The following is a 22,069-nucleotide window of genomic DNA, read 5'->3' as shown; positions in this document are numbered from 1 at the left end:
CCGGAAATCCTCCAACCGATCCGACCACCGCAAACCACCCCGCGCCACCGCACCGAACCGCAAATGCACACCCTCCACCCGCGGCGAATACACGAAAATCTCGTACTTCGGCCGCGGCTGCGGCAACTCGGCGATCGCCTGGGGGTCGAATTTGAGCGAGAGGTGAGCGGGGGGTTCGCCCTCGGCGTCGCGCCGGAAGTAGTTGGTGCGCAGGGTCGCCCGCACCACTCCCAGCACCGCCCGCAGAACGCGGTCGGTGTCCAGGCTGACCACGGCCTCGATCTCGGTTTCCAGCCATTCCGCGATGGCGGTCGCGGGTTCACTGCTGCCGTCCGGATCGAAATAGGCCTCGAAGAGCCGGACGAACCCGCGCGACATCTCCGGGTTGGCGAGCAACACCCGGGTGATACCGGCCGCGCCGTAGGAGAAACCGGCCTGTTTCAGGTATTTGGCGTAAGCCCGCAGCACGACGACCTGCCGCCAGTGCAGACCCGCCCGCAGGATCAATTCGTTGAGCGGATCGGTTTCCGCCGCCCCGGACCACATCGCTTCGAAGGCGGCGGTGAACCGTTGCGCGATACCTTGGCTCGCGGACCCGTCCGGGCGATCCAGATCGGCCTCGAGTTCGGGATCCAGCTGGGTGCGTAGGACGGCCGAGACCACCCGTAACCGGAAATCGTAGATCCAGTCGGAACGGTCGCCGGAGGATTCGAGCTGGTAGGGCCGTTCATCGACGACCTCCACACCGAGGCTGTGCAGCACGGGCAGGACGCGGCTCAGCGAGACACCCTCACCGGCGGCGTAGAGCGTGAACCGCCACTCCCCCGGCGGAGCTTCCGCCGTCCGGTACAGCGCGGTCCGGAAACGCGCGGTACCCAACTCGTTCGGATCAATCCGGAATCGCATCGGCGTAACTGTTTCCTGCATTGTCGTCACCGTGATCCGCGCCTTTCCGCTTCTATTCGATCCTCGATACCAGGCACTCTACGCGTTTAATGTGCCGTTGTATAGCGGTACGTTACGAGTGTGCAAACTATTACGCGCTCAGCCCACGGCAGCAGGGACTGCAGCTGTGGCGTTTCCGGCGAACAGACCGCAACCGGCACGCCGGGCAGGAGGCTCAGGACTCGAGCAGCCCCGAGCGCGCGAGGAAGGTCCGTGCCGCGGTGAAACCGGCGAAGGCTCCCGTGTCCAGACGCAGCCCGGAATCCGGATCGGCGAACCAGACCGCCGAGGAGGCGCTGATCGCCGCGAACACCTCGTCGTCGGCGACCACTTCACTACTGGCGGTGCGCCATTGTGCGATCGCCTGGGCCAATACGGCCGGCTGGGCGCTGTGCACCTGGAACGACAATGCCCGGCCGCCGGTGATCCCACCGGCCAGCAACGGACTGTCGGCGGCGAGCACACAACTGTGCACGCCGCCGGTCCGGTCGGGTGGCCGGCAGGTCGCTTCCCGCAACGGGCCCGGCAGCACGGCGAGCGGATCGCCCGGCGCGGACAAACCCCCCAGGCCCGGCGGAGCGCTCAACGGCGGGGCGGTGAGCGCACAGGATTTGACCATCAGAAAACCCAGCACCAGCAGTACCGCCACGGCGATACCGCCCGCCGCCCGCCACTGCCATTTCGGATGATGAACGTCGACAACGGCGTGCGCCTCACCGGCGATCCGGGAACGCAGAGACCCCAGAACACCACCGTGCCGATGGTGGTGCGCGGTACCGGGTGCGCGTTCCGGAGCAGAACCGGCCGGCGAATCGTGGTGGTGATGGTGATGCCCCGGGGCTCCGTGGTGACGACCGGCCGATGCACCCGGCCACGACAGCGGCGCGCCGGGCAGGCCGCTCATTTCGGCGAGATGGGCCCCCAGTCCCCCGTGCGCGGCCGGACCGGTGCCGGCCGGCGACTCCACCGGATGCGAATCCGGCAGGGGTGCACCACAGTTGGCGCACGCCGAAGCGCCCGGCCCGGCCGTATGCCCGCAGTATTGGCAGCGCACCGGTGTCATCACCGCACTCCGTAGCTCATGACCGGCTCACTGTCCCGTGATGATGATCGAAGAAATGGCGACGGAGTTGGCAGACCGCGGACCGGCACTCCGCAGCACCGTCAGCACGATCTCCGACGTTTTCAGCGGTGGTTCGATCCGGGTCACCACCAGCGAGCGCTGATCCAGCGTCTCCTGGGTGTACGTGGTCCTGTCCGGGTCCTCGAACTGATAGGAAACACGGCTGACCGTCCGGAATTTGGTCCACTGGTCGGCACCGTCGGTGCCGACATGGTCCCAGCCGGGAACGATACCGATCGAATCGACCTCGTACTCCTGCCCCAGATCGATCCGCAGGACCTGGCCGTCGAGTTTGTAGGCCCGCGGACAGGACCATGCCTTGTCCGGCTCACCGGAAAAGGCATCCATACCCTCGGTACCGCCCGCAGGACAACTCGATTCGGCGGCCTCGGGCATAATGGTGCCGCTACCGGAGGGTTCGGTGAGCGGCGGAGCCTGGGTGGGGGCCGCGGTGACGGCCAGCGGCGTGCTGCCGGACTCTTCTTTTCCGCCGGTCACCACCAGCAAGGTCACAATGAGCAAGGCGACCACCGCGGCCACGGCCAGCGCCACCCGCGGCTTGCGGAGCTGCTCGGCCACTTCCCGGGCCATCTCCTGCGGTGACGGCCTGGTGGGCCGGGTCGGCCCGGTGTCGTCGGGCCGTTGCGGTTCGGCCTCCGGTGCGGCGGTGGCGTTCAGGCGATCGGCGACTCGTTCAGCGTTCTCGGTGGCCAGCGACGAGGCGGTACCCGTGTCCAGCGGTTGACCGCTGAGCAGGGCATTGATCCGCTCACTGGCCGAAGGCCCGGCGCTCGACCGTCGCGGCGGCACCGGTGCCGGTACCGGTTCGGAATCCGATTCATCGGCAACGGGTTCGGGAGCCGGACGGCTCGCCGCGGGGCTGTAGGCTGCCGGTCCGGAATCGGCAGCCGGGGCCTGGCCGTGTAGCGATTCGTCGAAACTCGCAGTGACAGGAGGAGCGCCGACGACCACCGGCTCCTGGACTCGGGCCGCCGGCTGATCGGTGAGCCCGAAAGCCGGATCCGCCAGCAGGGCATCCAGAATGGCGCCTCGATTGCGGAGAAAAACATCTCCGGAATCGGCATCGGGCATAGGCGAAATGGTATCGGTTCACCGATCACCATCCCCGTCATCATTCCCAAAAATGGGAATACCTCGGTCGAGGTGTCAGCGCTGTTTCTCGGCGGTGACGAAATACTCCGGCGGCACATCGAATACCCGTGCCAGGGCAATGATCAGATCGAGCCGGGGAATGGCATCACCATGGATGAGCCGGTACAGCCCGGACTGGGAAACCGGCACATCAGGGTAGGCGAGCTCCAGATGCTGCGCCAGCGAATACAGGGTCAGCCCGCGGGTCGACCCGTCCTCGGTGGAAACCACCGACTCGGCGATCAGCTCCGACAGCCTGCTGGAGAAAATCGCCGCCGCGGCTTGTCGTGGAGACTGCTCCTGCGCGCCCTCCGAGTTGTCGAATCGTCCGCTACCCGCTTCGGTATCCGCTACCACAGTCATCGAGACTACCTTTTCTGCCCTTGTCAACGGGTGGGATATCCATGGGGCCGGGTGACCGGAACCGTCCGTTCGGAGCTGTGCATCGGCACCACACCCGGCGGGGGCCGATCGTTGTTGTCGAGATAGCGGGTTTCGCCCCGCGGCTCCACCAGGTTCACCCGCACCGTCCGCATGGGAATCCGCACATCCAACTGTGCCTCACCCACCTGTTCGATCGCCAGATCCACCGAACTGCGCCGCGGGCTGCCCGGATCGCTGATGGACATCGTGGTCGGCGCCGCGGAAACCTGAGGTGGCAGCTGATCGAACACCGCGATGGTGGCGTCCGTTTCGCCGACCGCACTCTCGGCATCGGCCAACCGCAGCGACCGGGTGTCGCCGACCGCGCTGACCAGATGCTGCCAGCGCTGCGGCCGGCTGGTATGCACCTCGATATCGGCACCCACCACGGTGGCGCGTAGCACCAACTGCTGGGCCACCGGAAGCATCGCCTGCACGTCCACCGCCCGTCGCCGCGGGTTGTACCGGGCCGGGTCGAACAGAGGCAAGGCCAGCCGATGGCGCGGTTGCCCGCTGATGGCCCCGAGGATCTGGCCGTTGGGACCGATCGCCACCGCGAGACCGGCGGCCGTTTCCGGCGGTGCCTCCTCGACCGTCCGCTCGTCCCGCGTGAGATCGCGCAGCGAGGCGCCGGTCGGCAGCGTGGCACGCAGGGCGAGCGACTGACGGCCCGGTAACCGGCGCAGATAATCCGGCAGTGCCTCCGTCATCGCCGGCCCCACATAGCGGACGGCCGCCCGGGGACCGTCCACCTCGCTCAGGCTCACCACCAGCGTGGTACGACCGCTGTTCCACGTCCAGCAATCGTCGAGCCCCGATTCGTCCAGTTCCGACCAGTCGATGCCGAAACTGGTGACGAAGCGGCCGGGAACCGGAGTTCTGAGGCAGTCCCACCGCTCGGACAACTCCGCTAATTCGGCACCGACGTGGAGTAGGCGCGTCGCCTCCACGAAAGCTGTCGCGGGCAGCGGATGCGCGGCCATACCCCGCTCGCGCAACCGGCCCGCGATCCGCTGTGCGGCCGTGGCCAAGGTTTTCGGTCCGACCACCGCGCACGGCCCCCGGCGCGCCAGCATTTTCAGGTTGCGGTCCTGATCCAGCCGGAGAACCAGCCAGGTCTGCCGGTTACCGACGACCGGATGCGAACCGATCAACTGGTCGTAGAGCATGCTGTAACTACCCGCCGCCCGCACCCGCTGCCCGGTGGTGACGATATCGATATCGATGCCGATCCCGTAGTGGTCGAGCATGGGCAGCAGGCTCTCGACCGTCACCGTGTCCTCGGTGTAAATGGTCTGTTCGGCGATCACCGTCGGCAGATCGAGGTTGGGTGCGAGCTGGATCATTGCGATCAGGACGTTGCCGTCCTCGGCGATACCGCACAGCCCGGCCGGCACCTCGATATCGCGCACCGGAAGCGGTTCGGCGAGCCGCGCCGCCCGCCGCGCCCGGCCGGTCCGGAATTCGAGCCGGTCCAGCCACCAGCGGATCGGCGTTCGTCCGTGGATCCGGATCACCGCGGTCAGCAGTAGCCCGGCGACGATCAAGGCCGCAGCCCACAGCGGCAGATATGCGGATAATCCGGCCACCACCACACTGCCTCCGATCGCCATGACCGCGAAGGGGCCGCGTTCCACGCCGGCGACCCGGCGGTCCGGGGCACGGACCACACGTTCCGCCGTCACCGTCACCGTTGCCTCCGCCGCGCACTCACTCCGTAGGTGGTAGCGGCGCCGATCAGGACGGCCGCAACGATCACGATCGCGGCGGTGATACCTGGTCTGGCATCCGCCGGGCGCGGTGCGGGGGGCAGCTCGAATCCCGAGGCGACGAACAATCCTTCGGGAGGTTCGGGCGGTGTGCGATAGCTCAGCGCCGCCACCGGATCGATGAGCCCGGCGCCCACCACGTTGTCGATACCGCGGGCCGGCGCATGCGCCGAGGCGGCGAGACGCGCGGTGATCTCGGCAGGTGTCTCGTTCGGGTACCGGGACCTGATCAGCGCTGCCACACCCGCCGTGTACGCGGCGGCATAGGAGGTCCCGCCGACCGGTCCGAGTTTTCCGGGGTTGCCGACGCCGTTGATCAGCCCGGGGCTCCCGGGCCCCAGCGACTCGATGCTGGTCCCGGGCGCGGCCACGGTGACCCACGGGCCCAGCAGAGATTCGCCCACCACTGCGCCGTGGGCGGTGGTCATTCCCACCGAAAGCACCGATTCGCTGAAAACACCCGGAATCGAGGCGGTTTTGACATCACGCCAGTTCCGCGGATCACCCGGCCGCGCCGGATCGTAACCAGGGTTCTGGTTGTTGCATCCCTTACCGTTGGTGTTGCCCGCGCCGGCCACGATCAGCGATCCGCGGGAATGCACGGCGTACCCGACGGCTTCCGCGACCACACCCAGGTCGGTACCGGAATCGGTTTCCACGCACACCGGTAGTGGTACCACGATGACTCCGGCACCCAGATTTGCGGCGTGCACGATGGCACGCGACAGCGTGCGTAGTTCCTGGGCCAGCCGGTCACGATCTTCCCCCGCGTACCGTTCCGGCCGGAACGCGGCGGACCGATAGCGGATGGACAGTACCCGCGCCTCGGGTGCGACCCCGGTGAATCCGTCCGCCGGATCGGCGGCGCCCGCGATGATCCCGGCGATGAGCGTGCCGTGGGCGTCACAATCCTGGAGCCCGTCGCCACCCGCGGCCACGTAGTCGCCGCCCGGCGTCAGGGTCGGCAAACGCGGATGAGGTGATACCCCGGTGTCGACGACGGCCACCGTGACACCGGCCCCACGGCTCAGGGTCCGGGCATCGGCAAGGTTCAACGCCAATTCCGGGGGCGGTGTCCGCGAGATATCGGTGTCGTCCAGAACACCGGTGGCGAGACAGCCTTGCTCCTGTACGGTCGGCTGCTCCGGTCCCGGCGGACCGTCCGGCGGTGGTGGGCCGACCACGACTTGGGGCGGCACCATCGCGGCTGCCGGCCCGGCGCCGACACCCAGGACGAGTACGGTCAGCGCAGCGGCCAGGGCCCTGCCCGGTCCCATCAGATTCCTCGCATAGCGGTGTAGATGCCCATGATCCAGAACGCGATCACGGGGACGACGAGAATCAGCCCGTACTCGATCAGGTCGATGATCCGCCGGGTCACCGGGGTGAGCCGCTTACCGGGCAGGCGCAGCGCCGCGGTCAGCGCGGCGGCGGTGATCACCGTCACCACGAGGACGACGGACAGGCGCGCGAGCGGAGTTTCGTAGGCACCGACCAGGACCGCTCCCACACCGAGCACCGTCACCGACGAACCGGCGACGAGCGCGATGGCCTGTACGCGGTCGGGGTACCACCGTGAACGCATGGCCAGTATCCCTGCCACTGCCGCGCCCATGACGATCTCGCGGATACCACCGGGACTCACCGCGGCGCAGATCACCGTCGAAACGGACAACAGCCCCGAAATCGCCACCACTAGCCCGCGCAGACTGGTCACCGCCAGCCGCGCCCGGCTCTCGATACCCACCTCATTGTTGCGGCGCGTTTGTTCCGCCGCCGCGGCATCCTCGGCATCCTGTTCCACATCGCGATGGGTTTCGGCATCGAAGATATCGGTGAGCGTCGCCGGGTTCACCTCGTTGCCCGGGTCGGGCAGATCCGGCGGGCGGATCTTGGCGATCACCACCGCGATCCGGGGCGCCACGGTGAGCAGCACCAAACCGGTGAACACCGCGCCGCCGGCCACTTGCCGGGTGACCAGGTCGAAGTAGGTCAACGGGAGCACCGCCGCGGTAACCGTGATACCGAGGACGGAGACGCTCATCAGAGTCGCGATACCCGAACCCGTCAACCGCATCATCGCCATCGCCGCCACCGCTGTGACCACCGCCCCCGCCGCGATATTGGCCGGTGCGAACGGTCCCGGTTCACCGTAGGGCGGCGGAATCAGCATCGCACTGCCGGCGAACAACAACGGAAGCGCGGCGAGTGCGGCCCCGAGTGAGATCCGCCGTTTGGCCCCGCTGCCCCGGATCGCGACGGCTGCCGCCCAGCACAACACGCCGAGGAGCAACGCCGGTAGACCGCACCACAGCAGCGATGCCGTCCGGGTCCACGTCCAGGACAGCATGGTGGCGATTCCCACCGCGCCGATGCCGAAGACCACCAGCCCCACAACCGCCGCGGTATCAGCGTCGAATTCGGCGAACTCGCGTTCGTTGATGAGGGCCAGTGCATCGGTGATGTCCTCGACCACGGGCGTGAACACCTCGGCCGATTCGACCGGGGCCAGCATCAGCACCGTACCGTCGACGATGTCGTGATCACCGAGGCTGCGCCAGCGCGGGATCGGCGGCTCCCCCGGCCGGGCCAGACTCCATTGCCCCTGTGGCGGATTGAAATCCACTTCCGGATCGCCGATCGCGTCCGCGAGGACCGCCACCAGATCGTCGATGAAGGTTTCCACGGTGAACTTGGTCGGTACCACCACGTCGACCTGATAGCTGGCGACCAACACAGCGATCCGGGCGCGCGCGACCTCGGCCGGGGCGGCGCCGCCGGCCGGGGAGGGCGGCGCCGTCTGCACAGCGGTCACCGCATGGCTCCGGGCTCACCACCGGACGGCTCGGCCACATAGCCGGGGAAATCATCGGCCAAACCGGCCGCCAGGTCCTCGAACGCCAGCGCGGTTTCCTTCTGCAACATGCGCAGATCGATTTCGCCGCCCTCGGCGAGATGCGGATCGAAGGGGATTTGCACGGTCGGCCGCTGGGCCGAAGCGAACAGTTTCTCGATGGCTTCGACATCCACGGTGGGCTTCACCGGATGCTGCCGCACGATGGCGACCACCGAATTCGCGATCAGATGATCGAACCCGTGCGAGTTGAGCCAGTTCAGTGTGGCGACCGCGCCGGTCACCCCGCCCACGGTCGCGGGAGTTACCACGACCACCGCGTCACTGGTGTGCAGGACACTGTTGGTCGACGAATCGAGCACACCGGTTCCACAGTCGACCACGAGCAGATTGTAGTGGCGGCGCAGTATCTGTACTCCGCGCCGGTACTCTTCACCCGTCAACGGCTCACCCGCATCGGTGTTCCACGGCGAGGCGATAACAGCCAGATCCGCGGTGTTGACGGCGGTGAACGAGTGGACAGCCGAGAAGGAGTCCAACCGCTCGCCCGCCGCGGCGAGATCGCGCAGGGTGAGCCCGAACTGATGCCGGGCGGTACGGCTGGACAGATCACCGAAATCCGGGTTGGCGTCGACGGCGACCACCCGATCGGGCCGCAGTTTGGCGAACGTCGACCCGAGACCGGCAGCGGTCGTGGTACGTCCGACGCCGCCCTTCACACTCACCACCGCCACCTGGTACGGCGCGGTGAGCTGCCGGCGGATCCGGGTACGGCGGCTCTCGGCGCGCTGTTCGGCCGGCGAGAGCCCGAGATTGAACCCGACCTTGTTGAGCGCCCCGCGCACACCTTTGCTGGAACGCAGATGTGCCTGCCGGACCGCCGCGATCTCGGCGAGCAGTTCAGGGGATGCCAGCGCGGGCGGCAACACCTCGATCCGGCCGGAGGTTTGGTAAGCCTGCTGGTTGATGCGGTCGGGGACGCGCGAGGGGTCCGCCGCGTAGTGGGCCGGTGCCGCACCCGGATAAGTCCCGTACCCGGTGTACCCACCGGGTGGCGCGGCCTGGTGGGCCTGTGCCGAGTAGTTCCCGGATGGAGTGGACGCGGGCGGTGCGCTACCCGTACCGGGTTGCGCCTGGCCGGGCCCGATCCCAGCTGCGGCAGCCTGTTCCGGCCGGGTGGCGGCAGCCGCCGGCGCCGCGCCGGTTTCCGTTATGCCCTGCTCCTGACGTTGCGCTATCGCCTGCCGTTCCGCCTCGGCCGCTTGCTGATGCGCATCGGCCGCCCGCCGGCGCAATTCGGCCAGCTCGCCGTCGGATACCCCGGCCGAATCGGCAGGGGCCGCGGCGGGCGGTTGCGGCGACGGCGCGGAGACCGCCGAGGGCCCGGCGCTCGCTGGCGGCGCCGCGACATTCTGTGCCGAGGGGAGGACGGGGTCGGCCGCGGTGCCCGCTGCCGCTCCATGGTCCGGGGGGCGTGGCTCGGATACCGGAGAACCGTCGCTCACCACGGCGCCGGACGGACGCGCGGGCAACGGATCGGAACCCTCCGCTGGGCGGTCCTCGAGCTGTGCGAAATACGCGTCGTATCCACCCTTTGCGAGCGCCGCGGAGGCATCGCCGTTGGTTGTCGGTGCCCGGTTCATCTCACCGTCCTCTCATCCAGCACTCCGAACGTCAACCGGTGCGCGCGGTATGGAACCAGCTGTTCCCCGGTAGGAGCTCGGCCAGGGTGTTGATACCACTGTGCAGGGCTGCGTGGTCACCCGGCCGGAACGTCCTGCGGATCCGGCCGTCCAGCGTCACGCTGGGGGTGATCACGAACCGCCCGGGGAACGTGTCCAGCACGTTCATACACGTTGTGAAGTCAGGTGTTTCGGGACCGCCGTCCCGATGTTCGATCATGAGCACCTCGGCGTGGCGGACGATTTCGCCGAGGGCACGGGTGAGCACATTCGCGGTCCGAGGTGTGGCGCCCAGTTCCCGGAGACCGGCCCGTACGCCGTCCACATCCTGTGGAGGTTCGCCCGATTCGGTATCGGCCGTGAAGGGATCGAAATCCAGTATCGGGTAGTCACCGAGTACCGATTCCAGAACCGCGGTGAGCGTATCCAGTTGCGATCCCTTGTGGAACACCGACTGGATGACGACCTCGTCGTCACAGCGCACGGCGAGGACGTGCTGCTCCCCGCGGCGAACCAGCGAGAGACGCAACATGGTGGGGGTGTGCCCGCTGCGGCCGTTGTCGAGTACCCGGACGGCGAGCTCGGCATCCGGGCGTTCCAGGCACCGCAGCCAGCCGGCCACCACCGGATCCACCTCGCCACCGGAGACGATCCCGTCCGTAGTGAGCTGCTCCACGACGACGGACCGGACCCGGTCGCGGTCGGAGATCCGGACGATGTTCGGCATGATCGCGAGGACCAAGGGATAGTTGTCGATGCCGACCATATCCTTCAGGACAAGGGCGGCATCGACATTCAGATCCACCGACACCGGGTCTCCGGATTCCTCTGTTCCAGAGGCGATTCCCGCCGACGTGTGTTCGGTCAAACCACCCGCCTCAGAGCAGATTCCGGAACATCCGGGCGACATCCTCGTCTGCGGTACCGATCATTGTGGCGGCCTTGTCCGTAGACGTGTTGAGATTGGCGATGCTCTGCTCGTAGGCCCTGAGCCGCCGATCCAGATCAATAGCCACGTCGCTGTAACCACTGGACGCGTCACCCTTGAACTGGGTGAGCAGATCATCCCTCATTTTGTCCAGTACGGTGATGTTGTCTCGCATTTCTTGGATAACGCCCTTTACCTGGCCCACAGCCTGCAAGATCGCATCTCTGTCGGTATAGATTTTCCCAACGCCACCAGCCATCAGAAACCCTTCCTACGGTGTATATACAAACAATCGTGCGTCGATTTCACCAGAACTCGATTACATCCAATCGTCTTTGATTCTCCAGTTCTGATCGACCTGGCCGTCGTTCCAGCCGCCCGTACCGCCGGTGACCTGCTGGTCCTGGTAGGCCTCTCCCATCCCGCTGAGCACAGCCTGCAATGCTTCCCCATCCCGGTGGGTGAACTCCGCGGCAGATTTATTGATCATTCCCATGATCTCCTCGATTTTCACCGCCACCTGCTTGCCGGTATCGAGTACGTTGCCGAAAGCGTTCTCGACCGCGGTACCGGCCTGGCCGACGAATGCGGTCATGAGGGCGTTCTGCGACTGACCGAGCGTCCGGAGGTTGGATTCCAGCGTCTGCAACGGCCCGTTCATTCCATTCGCGAATGATTCCAGGACTCCTTCTTGAACCTCTGTCAAGTTGGCCATCGTGTCATCCCTTTCGATACTCCAGTGAACCCCGGCCGATTCACCGGGCGCTGAATCCATTCTCCGACTCGACCGGTTCGTCGAGTCGATCCAGTACTCCCACGAGTGAGGAGTCCGCAGCCAGGTCGATTTCCAGTTCCTCGTCCTGGTATTCGATCACACCGATCGCCGGCGGGCGTTCCAGTTCCGGAACCTCGAATTGCTCGCCCGGGGCAAAAACCTTTCCATTCCTCGTTTCCTCGTCCTGCCGGCGCCGCCGCATCCGGGCGGTCGGCGCCGATACCCGCCTCGCGGCATTGCGCGCCGGCGCAGCCGGAGCCGATACCGCATTCGGAGCACCGAAAGCGGTACCCGAACCTGGGCTCCACCCCGTGGGCAACCGGAAACCGGTCGCCGCACCCGGCATCGCACCGATCCCGCCCCGGACCAATCCGAACCCGGTCAACGCACCGGCACCACCGTTGAGCGCGGCCAGCGTGGTCGACTCCGGCGATACGCCCAGCAGCGGACCGGAGCCCGCGGAATCGCCGCCGTAACCGTCGACCCCGGAACCGTATCCGGACTCCGGTGCCAGTGGTTGCTGCGAATCGGTCAGTGGTGGCTGTTCCGGGCCCGAGGGACCTGGGTCCGGTCCGTCCCCGCCGGGACCGGAGTCCGAGCCACCGGAACCCGGATCACCCCCGGAATCCGTGCCGTTTCCGGTGTGCTGCTGGACGTTCGTCGCCGTGTCGTTCCCAGGGTAGTAAGGGCTGTCGGGCCCCTTGGTGATCAAACTCTGCAACGGACCCACCGGGTCGAGCGCGGGCGCGGGGGCCGAGCCCGGACCCGGTATGACGATCGGGGGAGGTGGCGTGAGTGAACCGGCCACCCCTATCAGATCGCCGAGCAGCTTCAGGGATCCTATTTCGTAGCCCATCATTGTCGTGGCTGCCTGCACCTTCAGGCGGTTGTATTGGAACTCCGCCATGGCGTGCCATGCACTCGCGGCCCCGAAGACCACGAGGGCGGCGGGAGCGACCGGCCCTCCTCCGGAAGCGACGGCTCCGGATGTAGCCATCAGTGCAGCCGAGGCCGCCAGCTGAGCTATGGCAGCCTCGATCTCGAACCGCGACGGCATGGTAGCGAGGGCGTTGTTGTGCAGTTGCGCCCCCTGATCTGCCAGCTGACCGATCTTCCCAGCGTTTCCGGATTGTTCACGTACCCAGTCGTTGTGCTCACGGAATGCCGACTGCGCACGCTGTGAACTCACACCGTGGGGCCATGCGACAGCCATGGATTTGATCAGACCGTCGGTATTGGCCGCTGATGCGTCGAGCGCGTTGTCGATCGCCTTGTACGCCGTGGACGCATTGGTCAACGGTGCCGCACCTGCTCCGGAATCGAGCAGGGCTCGATTCTGGAGCGGCTCCAGGGCGAAGTATTCGAAGAAGGGCATAGTATCCCTGCTGTGAGCTGGTTACCGGTCAGCTGCCGGCCACGCAGGCGGCAACAGAGTTACCGACGGCCGACACACCGACACTCCCCGCCGCATCGGTACTCGCAAAGGTCGCGGAAATGGGCTCGAAGGCGATTCCGGCAGTTTCACACTCGGCGATACTGGCCGTGAGATGTGTGGACAGTACGGCATTGACCACAGCAAAACCGGCTGTCATATAGAAGCCCGGTGCCCACGCCACGGAGGGCGCCGGCACCGCGTGAGGAGACACCGAGGCCAGAAATGCGGCCAGGCTGGACCCCTGCGCGCTGACCGCGGCGCCGATGGCCGGAAGCTCTCCAGGGTTGACTTCGAAGGGGATCATCGATAACTCCGATCGATAAGCGTCCGTGCCCATTGCCTGTCGACGCAATAGAGCAGTACTTCATGAACGCTAGGCCATTCCCATTCTTGGGGAGTCCCGGTGAACGGCCACGGGTGCCCGGTCACTCCGGAATCCACGCCGACTGGACCAGGTCCTTGGTCGACGTCAGCGGCTCGACCAGGATCCCGCGGCCCACCGGCTGTTTCGTCGCTTTCACATCGCCGATGAGCATGCCGTCGAGCTTCGTCCCATCCATCACCAAACCCGACGAGTTCAGGTTCTTCACCTGGCCGAGCACCGTGTCGTACAGGGCCGAATCGGCCTGCGCGATACTGCGGGCGATGATCAGATGGAAACCGGTGTCGCGGCCGTCGACGATGAGTTCCTTGAGCGCGTCGAGCGGATTCATCTGCCCCCGCTGGACGACCATGTGATAGTCGTCGACCACCACGAAGATCTCCGGTCCGCTCCACCAAGACCGTTCTTTGAGCTGCTGGGATGTCACCCCGTCCGGAGGCCGCCGGGCCCGTAGCTTCTGCGCGACGAACGGCAGATCGTGCGTCAGTTCGCGGCTACTGGTCAGATATCCGATCGACATCTCTTCGGGCACCGCCTCCATATGCCGCCGTCGGTAGTCGATCAGCAGCACCCGAGCCTGGTCCGGGGTGAAGCGGTTCCGGATCGACTCCAGCAGCGCCCCCAGGACAGTCGACTTCCCGCTCCCCGATGATCCGAGCACCATGAAATGGTTGGAGACACCGAAGTCGACAACGGCAGGAGCCAGATCGGATTCGCGGATGCCGAACGGCACGCGCAAGCGTTCGGCCAGCGTAGTCGGCGGTGGGATACGGGCCAGGATTTCGGGCATGGTGACCTGGTTCGGCAGCAGTCGCACCTCGGGCGCGCGGCGCCCGGAGTACGTCTGACTCACCTGGGTGATCGCTGCGGCGAGCCCGGCCGCGGCGCTGTCCGCATCGCCAGTGCCGTCGGTCCGCGGCAGGGCCGTGATCATATGCAGACCCTCGCCGGAAATACACCGGCCCGGCCGGTTGGGCGGCACGGCGGCGACGACGGCGCGATGAGCGCCGAAGACTGTATCGGTGAGGTCACCGAGCCGCATTTCCAGCCGGGTCTGGATGAGATCCTTGATATTCGGCCGGATGGCTGCCCACCGGGAGCTACCGGCCACCAGGTGCAGGCCGTAGTTCAGCCCCTGCAGCGCGATAGACTCCATGATCGGCATGTACTCGTCGTAGTACGGTCCGCTGACCGCGAATCCGATATCCCAGCCGTCCACGATCACGAAGACATCGCCGTGCTCATCACCGTAGGACGACAGTTCGGCGGAACCTTCCGGGGTGCTGCGGCGGCGCCGGAATTCCCGCATCGAGTCGATTCCGAGATGGTCGAACAGCGCCTGCCGGGAGGCGAGCAGATTGCGGAGCAGCGCGAAGGTGCGGCGGATCCGGTCCACATCGCGCGCCGAGGCCACCGCACCCACATGCGGCAGTGCGCGCAGGGCGGAGAGACCACCGGAGAAATCGAAGCAGTAGAACTGCACCTGCTCGGGAGTGTGGGTGAGGGCGGCCGAGAGAATCAGTGTTTGCAGCGCCGTGGATTTACCCGATTGCGGTCCGCCCACGACCGCCACATGACCGCCCGCGCCGGACAGATCCACCGACCAGACGTCCTGCCGCTGCTGACGTGGTTTGTCGATGAGCGCCCACGGCAATCGGAGTGTGCCGGGTTCGACCGCCTGGACGAACCGGTCCAGCGTCGGTGGCACACCGAGCGGCGGAAGCCACATCTTGTGGGCCGGGCGGCCGTGCCGGGCGAACTGCTGCAACACCGTTTCCATCACGGTGACCGGTTCGCTGTCGTTGTCCTCCGGCTCGGGTACCACAATCTGCTCGACGACCGGAACCGGGCGCGACTCCACAATGCGCGCGGCAGTGAACCGCTGCGGCGGTTTGTACCCGCCTCCGGGACGCCGGGCCCGCTGGGCGCTGGACGCGGTGGTCTGGGCGGGCGGCGTATACGGCGCGCCCACATACGCGGCCTGGAACCGCTGGAGATCACCGGCGCCCACCCGCAGATAGCCCGAACCCGGTTTCTTCGGCAGGTGGTAGGCGTCGGCGGTGCCGATGGCGTCGCGCGAGTCGCTGGTCTGGTTGGTGCGCAAGGCGATCCGATAGGACAAATGCGCCTCGAGCTCGCCCATCCGGTTGGCCGGTACCTTCTGCGAGGACAGCAGCAGGTGGATTCGCAGTGAACGGCCCAGGCGGCCGATGGCTACGAAGAGTTTCGAAAAGCTCGGATGCTGTTCCAGCAGTTCGGCGAATTCGTCGAGGATGATGAGCAGGGTGGGCAGCGGCTCGAACCGGGCACCCTGTTCGCGCGCCTTCTCGTAGTCGGCGACACTGGCGAAGTTACCCGCGTCCCGCAGGATGCGCTGCCGGCGCGCCATCTCGCCGTTGATCACGTCTTCCATACGAGTGACGAGGTCGGCTTCCTCCTCCATGTTCGTGACCACCGCGGTCACATGGGAGAGCCGGTCGAACCCCAGGAACGTCGCACCGCCTTTGAAGTCGACCAGCAGCAGGTTGAGCACGTCCGGGGAATGCTGAGCTACCGCGGAAAGCACCAAGGTGCGCAGGAATTCGGACTTGCCCGAACCCGTCGCGCCGATGCACATACCGTGCGGGCCCATACCTTCCTCGGCGGACTCCTTGATATCCAGGTAGACCGGCTGTCCGGTGGGGTCGTAACCGAACGGGATGTTGAGGCGATTGCGGTCGGCGTCGCGGCGGGCCGGCCACTGCCGGTCCACCCGGATATTTCCCGGATCGACGATGCCGACCAGGTCTTCCCAGGATGTGGACCCGCTGGCCTGTTCCGCGGCCACGGCTTCGACCACCGTGGACAACCGATAGGGAGAAAGCCGGCGGGCCACAGCCGTCACCTGAGGAACCGACATGGTATCCGCCGTGCCGACGAGGCGGGAACCGCGTGGCGTTATCTCCTCGAGCGTGTGATCCGCGTCGACGGTGAACCGCAGCGACCGTGGCAACGACTGTTCCGACTCACCCAACCGCAACCAGGTGCAGCCGTCGATACCGGAGATATCCCGATCGGTATTCGCACCACCGGATTCGACGAGCAGTACGAAATGCGATTTGTCCATCGTGGGCTCGTTGTTCGCGGAGAACGGGCCACGGTTGAGCCCGGCCAGCACTTTCGTCCGCAATTCGGCCACGGTGCGGTACACCATCCGGCTCGACCCGATGGCGTCCGTATCGGAGGGGTGCTGGGTATGCGGCAGCCATTTCAGCCAGGCCCATTCCGGACTGTCCGGATCGTTGAGTACCGCGGCCACCGCGACCTGATCGGGCCCGTGCAGGACAGTGATCTCGGCGAGCATCGCCCGAGCCAGTCCGGCCACCGCGGCGGCGTCGCCGTCCAGGCCGACCAGCGGGGCCGACAGCAGATTGATCGCCACCGGCATGCCGCCGACTGTCGAATACGCCTTGGCGAACCGGGTCAGCTCGACCACCCCGACCGGATCGAGGTCGGAGGTCGGTGCCGCTTCCGGCACGATGACCCGCACCTGATTCGCGATCCGGCCGCGTCCCATCCGCACGCGCAGGAATTGCGGATTGGCGACCTGCACCTCCCACATCCGGTTGCCCCCGACCAGCCGGCCCAGCCCCAGCGGACCGGGATGGGTATAGGAAAGGTACTCGTACAGCTCGGTTTCGGCCTCGTGGACGGTCTTGCGGTTGTCGGTGATCGACCGCAGATAATCCTTGCGTTCCTCGTTCAATCCGGCTGCCGTGCTGTTCGCTCCCCCGCTACCGCCCAACGTCCCGCCGAGCATGCCGAACATCGACACGATCATCATCATCGGGAACATCATCATCATCGGGGACATGGTGCGTCCGCCGGAGAACATCATCGCCATCATCCCGACCATGGCCACCACCATGATCACGGGCATGATCATCTTCAGCCGCGACATAGGCACCGGCCGGGGCAACTCGGTCGGTGGCTGCAAACGCAATTCGGTGACCGCGGGAGCCTTCGGACCCCGCACCATGCGGGCGGGGCGGACGAAGCGGCGAGTCGCTGTCATTTCTTGCCCTGCATCTGCACACCCGTCATATTCGTCGGTATCCCGTCGTGCTGAATCATTGCGTCGGCCACCGATATCGTCGGCCCCACCGCGAACAGCGAGACGATGCTCCACGGGGCGGGCACCGGTTCCTGGAGGCCCAATGCGGACAACGACGGATCTCTGGCGCCGCCTTGCACATTGACGTCGATCCCGTGCCGGACACCGCTGTCGGTGACCCAGAACAGTGATTCGCGCAGGGGTGAGCCGGGTTCCGCGCCGGTGACCTGGACGAACTTACCGGTGTCCCGCGGCAGATAGGCGTAGTCCGCGGTCGCGCCGCCGGACCAGGGCGCTGTCACCAATTGCACCGTCCGGCCTCGCTCCGGCTTGGCGAGCGGTAGTTCACGACCGAACAGCAGCCTGGTGTGCGCGTTCGGATCCGTACCGGTCCGCGCCCAGTGGTAGCAGGTGATCAGGTCACGGATGGGGTCCAGGATCTCGACCGGTTGCGCCGGATAGGTGGCCGTACCGGGCCAGTCGCCCGGGCGCAGATTGGCCGCGGCCACATCGGGGCTGATAGTTCCGGTGGTCACCACCCCGTGCGAGTTCGCGTTGCGGACGATGGCGGCCAGTACCGGGCTCACCCGCACCAGCCCGGAATTGGAGACCAGATAGTAGACGGCCGGCTGGTTCGGAGTGGAGACGGTGACGATCGAGCCCACGACCGCGTCCAGCGCGGGCTTCAGCGTCACCGGGGCACCGGCACCCGGTACTTCGGGCACGCGAATCGGCGGAACTTCGGGAATGGCGCCGAGCAGGCCGGGCGATGCGGCGGCCACCGAAGCCGTCGTATCGATTCCGAGGGCCAACAGTACGGGCGATTCTGCCATATTGATCTCGGCCCGCACCACGCCCTGTTCCGGATCGTGGTAGACCAGCCAGGTCGCGTCCTCACCGCGCAGCAGCCGCGCCTGCGGGGCACGCATCTCGTGGATCGTATCCTCGTCCACGCTCAGCGGACCGGCTATCGCCGTGGTGAGTACCGCCGACCGCGACAGGATGGGCAATCCGGTTTTCGGGTCCACCGGCGCCGCCGCCCCGGTGCGGGCGGTATCACAAACGGTCCACTCCGAATCCTTCTCCGCGACATCGTTGATCTGTCCCGGCGCGCCCGGAATCCCCACCCACGCCCCGCGCGGATACTTCTCCAGCTCGCTCCGGGAGACTTCGACGGGATTGGCGGCCTGGCCGACGATCAGCCGCGCCGAGGTCAGGTTGAGGGCCGGATGTAAGCGCTCGCCGAGCTTCACATACAGCGCACCGGTGTCTTTCTCGGCGAGAATCGGCGAGTTCCCCACCGGTTTGGCGGGTTTGAAAAAGGCGAGCACCGCCGCAGCGGCGATACCCACGCACGCCAGCGCGACTCCGATGGCGAGGGCCGTGGACCGGCCCCGGGACGGGTCGTCGATCATCGAGGCGTCCCGGCGTACCAGAGCGTGCTCGATCCGATGTAGCAGAAACCGCCAACCCGAAACCTGGTGTTTGGTCACCACCCGGAAGCGTGCCACCGGTATTTGTTCCTTCCGCCGACCTCGGCCACAACCTAACGCGCATCCCAGCGCGGGCTAATTCCCAACGCTGGGAATGCGGTTACGAGTGAAGGGGCGGCGCTATTTGCCGACGGGCGCCAGCCCCTGCAAGGCCGCGGTGATATCGAAGGCGTCGACGGTCATCAGCTCCTCATCGGTGAGCGAAGCGATATCGACGTTCTCGCGAGTGAACCGGAAATCGCGCTCGGCCTCGGCGGCCTCCACCACATTGCGCACGAACCGGCCGTTGCCCGCCAGATCGATCAGTCGCCGGCCGTTGCGGCTCTGCTCCGACATCTCGGTGCACCGGTCACGCAGTACCTCACGCGCCTGGTCGGACAGGATGGAATCCTTCTTACCGGCAATATGATCGGCGATCTGCACCAGCTCGTCCGGATCGTAACTGGGGAAGCGGATCCGCTTGGTGAACCGCGAGGACAGACCCTCGTTGGACTGCAGGAACCGGTCGATCTCCGCCTCGTAACCGGCGATGATCACCACCAGTTTGTCGCGGTCGTTCTCCATCCGCGCCAGCAGCGTATCGACGGCCTCCTTACCGAATGCGTCGCCACCGGAGAGGCCCTCCTGAATCAGGGTGTAGGCCTCGTCGATGAACAGCACGCCACCGAGCGCCGAATCGATCAGCGCGTTCGTCTTGGGCGCGGTGTGTCCGAGGTGGGTACCGACCATATCGTTGCGCGAAGCCTCGATTACCTCGGCGTTCTCGACCACCCCCAGACCAGCGAAGATTTTCGCGATCACCCGGGCGATGGTGGTCTTCCCGGTTCCGGGTGGGCCGGAGAAGATCAGATGGTTCGACCGCGAGTCCACTGCCAGCCCACGTTTGGCACGCACCTGATCCATCAGCACACCGGATTTGAGCCGGTCGACCTGCTCCTTGACCGAATCCATGCCGATCTGCGACTGCAGCAGGTTCGACGCCTCTTCCAGGAGTGCGTCGCGCTCGGCCTTGGCCGCGCTCGCCGCCACCTCGGCGGGATCGTCGCCCGATTTCGGATCCCAGATATCGGTACGCGAGGCGATCACCGCGGGCGTGGTCACCTCGAGCCGGAAGTTCTTATCGCGTACGGCCTGCTGCCACTGCGGGCGGTTCGGCCACAGTCCGGACCCCTGCAGCCCCTTGAGCAGCCGGTCTGCCGCGTCGTGGTCACCGCTGTGCCGCTGGATCATGCCCAGCAGGTAGTGCGCGTCGGCCCAGATGTAGGAGAGGTTGCCGGATTGGCTGTCCTCGACGATCCGCTGAGCCCGGGGCAGCGCCTCCCCGAACCGGCCGAGATGCGCCAGGGCGCTGGCGGACATCAGTTCGGCGGCGATATCGAGCAACCCGTCCTCGAGTACCGATTTCTCCGCCCGCGCGGCGAGCACATCGGGCCAGCGACCGGTGCGATAGAACAGCGAGATCCGGGCGAAATCGGCCACATCGTCGCCCCGGAGATCCTCCAGAATGGATGCCGCCTCTTGCCATTCGCCACCGTCGGCGTACGCACAGGCCTGTGCGATGGCTATCTGGTCACGATCGGCCATGGCCACCCGCAGACCGAAGACGCCGATCTCCACCTGACACCACAGCGCCCGGTCGGCCAGCCCGGCGCGCTGCTGGTCGCGGTACAGATTGTGCGAAGAGCGGTAGGCGCCGTAGATGACCTCCGAGGTGATCTCCCCGGCCATCGCCCGGCCGAGCCAGGCATCGCACATATCCGGATCGAGATCCGTTGCCGCCGTGAACGCGGCGCGCGCATGCTCCTCGTTGCGCACCCCACCGGCGACCAATCCCAAACTCTGCACGCCCGTGTAGAACGCGTCTTCGGCCGCTGACAACTCGGACTTCCCTTCCGCCGACCCTCGCCTGGTGGCAGGGTATGTCACGATCGCTCACCCATTCCCGTGCCATTTCCCCCCACTGGGAAGTGTGCGATGCCCACACCGCGCCCCGCATGCGCCGGCGTCACGACGACGCCCCTATTCCCACCAATAACAATAGAGCCGTTGTTCAACGGCACATTAGTTGGAGATATAGTCGCGGTCAGGTCATCGGTTCCCTCATCCCTGATGACCTACCCGCGGCGGCCGGTGGAAACAGCGAGCCATCGGCCGCCGCACCCGACTATCGGCCGGGCGGCGGCGGCCCTTCGTCCCGCGGTGCCGGCGCCGAGACCATTGCCACCTGCTCGACTCCGGCTCGCCGCGAACCGGAGTCCCCCGCACCGGCCACCGAATCCCCCGCACCGGCCACAGACTCCCCAGCACCGGCGGCGGATTCTCCCTCGGAGCGCGCGGACTTCGCTGGCGATTCGGACCGCACCCACGGCGGCGGTGCGGTATCCCGCGCCGAGACAACCGCGTTCCGGTCCGGCACCGGCTGGGCCGCAGGCGCGCTCGGCTTGGACCACGGGGTCGGCGTGGCGACCTGTTCGGTCGCCGGCCGACCTCGGAGGCTTCGCTGAGGCGGATTACCCGCACGGACCGGCCGTGCGGCTCCGACACCGGACGTTTTCGCCCCCGGCCCCGCACCGCTCGGCGCCGTCCCGGCGGCCTGTGCGGCCGGCCGGTTCCACGGATTCGGCTGATCTCGCCCCGGCGCGGCGGGGGCAGATCCGCCGGAGACCGCCCCGGCACCCGGCGCGGTAGTGGGACCGTGTGCGGCCTGCCCCGCATCCGCTACCGAAGGGCCCGGCGAGCCGGTTTCGGTGGCCGCCGCGGCCGGCCCGGATGATCCCGCAGTCGGAGCCGATGCGCGCAGCGGCTCCGCTGCGGCACGGTTTTCGACTGCTTCCGGGGGCCGGGGCGCCCCCGCGCCGCGCCGCCGGGAGGAAGGAACGCCCGACCCCCCCCCCGGCGGGGGGGGGCGGGGGCCCCCCCGGGGCCCCGGCGGGCCCGCCCGGCCCGGGGCGGACCGGGGCCGGGGGTGCCCGCCGCCGCAACGGCGCTGGGGACTGGATCGGCTCCGTCATCCGC

The 22,069-nt window shown here is 66.9% G+C and carries 16 protein-coding genes; all 16 read right to left on the bottom strand.

Annotated features, from left to right (window positions below; all coding sequences use genetic code 11):
- A partial coding sequence (locus QH276_RS12465) for an NAD-glutamate dehydrogenase domain-containing protein (RefSeq protein ID WP_280406736.1) occupies positions 1–927 on the bottom strand: 927 nt, incomplete at its 3' end.
- A gap of 193 nt (positions 928–1,120) precedes the next feature.
- On the bottom strand, positions 1,121–2,008 hold the full coding sequence (locus tag QH276_RS12460; protein ID WP_280406735.1) for a zinc ribbon domain-containing protein: 888 nt from the start codon (positions 2,006–2,008) through the stop codon (positions 1,121–1,123).
- A 27-nt stretch (positions 2,009–2,035) separates the two neighbouring features.
- Positions 2,036–3,160: a hypothetical protein gene (locus tag QH276_RS12455; protein ID WP_280400042.1), complete on the bottom strand. Its 1,125-nt coding sequence runs from the start codon at positions 3,158–3,160 to the stop codon at positions 2,036–2,038.
- A 75-nt stretch (positions 3,161–3,235) separates the two neighbouring features.
- Entirely contained in the window at positions 3,236–3,583 is a 348-nt protein-coding gene (locus QH276_RS12450; RefSeq protein WP_280400041.1) for a helix-turn-helix domain-containing protein, read from the bottom strand.
- Between the two features lie 23 nt (positions 3,584–3,606).
- Positions 3,607–5,334 carry a type VII secretion protein EccE gene (eccE, locus tag QH276_RS12445; RefSeq protein WP_280400040.1) on the bottom strand — a complete coding sequence of 576 codons (1,728 nt, stop codon included), beginning with the start codon at positions 5,332–5,334 and terminating at the stop codon, positions 3,607–3,609.
- The gene (gene mycP / locus QH276_RS12440) at positions 5,331–6,689 is read right to left on the bottom strand and encodes a type VII secretion-associated serine protease mycosin (RefSeq protein WP_280400039.1); all 1,359 of its coding nucleotides are present in this window, start codon (positions 6,687–6,689) and stop codon (positions 5,331–5,333) included. Before mycP ends, eccE begins: the two co-directional genes overlap by 4 nt.
- A complete protein-coding gene (gene eccD / locus QH276_RS12435) occupies positions 6,689–8,227 on the bottom strand; it encodes a type VII secretion integral membrane protein EccD (RefSeq protein WP_280400038.1) in 1,539 nt (512 codons plus the stop codon). The genes mycP and eccD overlap by 1 nt, the downstream gene beginning before the upstream one ends.
- On the bottom strand, positions 8,224–9,909 hold the full coding sequence (locus QH276_RS12430; protein ID WP_280400037.1) for an AAA family ATPase: 1,686 nt from the start codon (positions 9,907–9,909) through the stop codon (positions 8,224–8,226). The genes eccD and QH276_RS12430 overlap by 4 nt, the downstream gene beginning before the upstream one ends.
- 31 nt (positions 9,910–9,940) lie before the next feature.
- On the bottom strand, positions 9,941–10,816 hold the full coding sequence (locus QH276_RS12425; RefSeq protein WP_280400036.1) for an ESX secretion-associated protein EspG: 876 nt from the start codon (positions 10,814–10,816) through the stop codon (positions 9,941–9,943).
- Positions 10,817–10,826: 10 nt separating this feature from the next.
- Complete coding sequence (locus QH276_RS12420; protein ID WP_280400035.1) at positions 10,827–11,135, bottom strand: WXG100 family type VII secretion target; 309 nt, start codon at positions 11,133–11,135, stop codon at positions 10,827–10,829.
- Positions 11,136–11,195: 60 nt separating this feature from the next.
- On the bottom strand, positions 11,196–11,591 hold the full coding sequence (locus QH276_RS12415) for a hypothetical protein (protein WP_280400034.1): 396 nt from the start codon (positions 11,589–11,591) through the stop codon (positions 11,196–11,198).
- Between the two features lie 40 nt (positions 11,592–11,631).
- The gene (locus QH276_RS12410; protein WP_280400033.1) at positions 11,632–13,026 is read right to left on the bottom strand and encodes a PPE domain-containing protein; all 1,395 of its coding nucleotides are present in this window, start codon (positions 13,024–13,026) and stop codon (positions 11,632–11,634) included.
- A 28-nt stretch (positions 13,027–13,054) separates the two neighbouring features.
- Positions 13,055–13,390, bottom strand: a complete 336-nt coding sequence (locus tag QH276_RS12405; RefSeq protein ID WP_280400032.1) for a hypothetical protein — start codon at positions 13,388–13,390, stop codon at positions 13,055–13,057.
- 121 nt (positions 13,391–13,511) lie between these two features.
- Entirely contained in the window at positions 13,512–17,522 is a 4,011-nt protein-coding gene (gene eccCa / locus QH276_RS12400; RefSeq protein WP_280400031.1) for a type VII secretion protein EccCa, read from the bottom strand.
- Positions 17,519–19,072 carry a type VII secretion protein EccB gene (eccB, locus tag QH276_RS12395; RefSeq protein ID WP_280400030.1) on the bottom strand — a complete coding sequence of 518 codons (1,554 nt, stop codon included), beginning with the start codon at positions 19,070–19,072 and terminating at the stop codon, positions 17,519–17,521. Before eccB ends, eccCa begins: the two co-directional genes overlap by 4 nt.
- Positions 19,073–19,174: 102 nt before the next feature.
- Complete coding sequence (gene eccA / locus QH276_RS12390; protein ID WP_280400029.1) at positions 19,175–20,932, bottom strand: type VII secretion AAA-ATPase EccA; 1,758 nt, start codon at positions 20,930–20,932, stop codon at positions 19,175–19,177.
- Between the last annotated feature and the right edge of the window lie 1,137 nt (positions 20,933–22,069).

It is taken from the genome of Nocardia carnea, from assembly GCF_029869215.1.
GTDB lineage: Bacteria > Actinomycetota > Actinomycetes > Mycobacteriales > Mycobacteriaceae > Nocardia > Nocardia carnea_B.
Note: the sequence above shows the minus strand (reverse complement) of the source record. Positions and strands in the feature narration are given on the sequence as shown.

What these genes read in the sequence shown, in the direction of transcription:
- QH276_RS12460 (WP_280406735.1), bottom strand. Translation starts at nt 2,008, where the DNA reads ATGACACCGGTGCGCTGCCAATACTGCGGGCATACGGCCGGGCCGGGC.
- QH276_RS12455 (WP_280400042.1), bottom strand. Translation starts at nt 3,160, where the DNA reads ATGCCCGATGCCGATTCCGGAGATGTTTTTCTCCGCAATCGAGGCGCC.
- QH276_RS12450 (WP_280400041.1), bottom strand. Translation starts at nt 3,583, where the DNA reads ATGACTGTGGTAGCGGATACCGAAGCGGGTAGCGGACGATTCGACAAC.
- mycP (WP_280400039.1), bottom strand. Translation starts at nt 6,689, where the DNA reads ATGGGACCGGGCAGGGCCCTGGCCGCTGCGCTGACCGTACTCGTCCTG.
- QH276_RS12430 (WP_280400037.1), bottom strand. Translation starts at nt 9,909, where the DNA reads ATGAACCGGGCACCGACAACCAACGGCGATGCCTCCGCGGCGCTCGCA.
- QH276_RS12420 (WP_280400035.1), bottom strand. Translation starts at nt 11,135, where the DNA reads ATGGCTGGTGGCGTTGGGAAAATCTATACCGACAGAGATGCGATCTTG.
- QH276_RS12415 (WP_280400034.1), bottom strand. Translation starts at nt 11,591, where the DNA reads ATGGCCAACTTGACAGAGGTTCAAGAAGGAGTCCTGGAATCATTCGCG.
- QH276_RS12410 (WP_280400033.1), bottom strand. Translation starts at nt 13,026, where the DNA reads ATGCCCTTCTTCGAATACTTCGCCCTGGAGCCGCTCCAGAATCGAGCC.
- QH276_RS12405 (WP_280400032.1), bottom strand. Translation starts at nt 13,390, where the DNA reads ATGATCCCCTTCGAAGTCAACCCTGGAGAGCTTCCGGCCATCGGCGCC.
- eccCa (WP_280400031.1), bottom strand. Translation starts at nt 17,522, where the DNA reads ATGACAGCGACTCGCCGCTTCGTCCGCCCCGCCCGCATGGTGCGGGGT.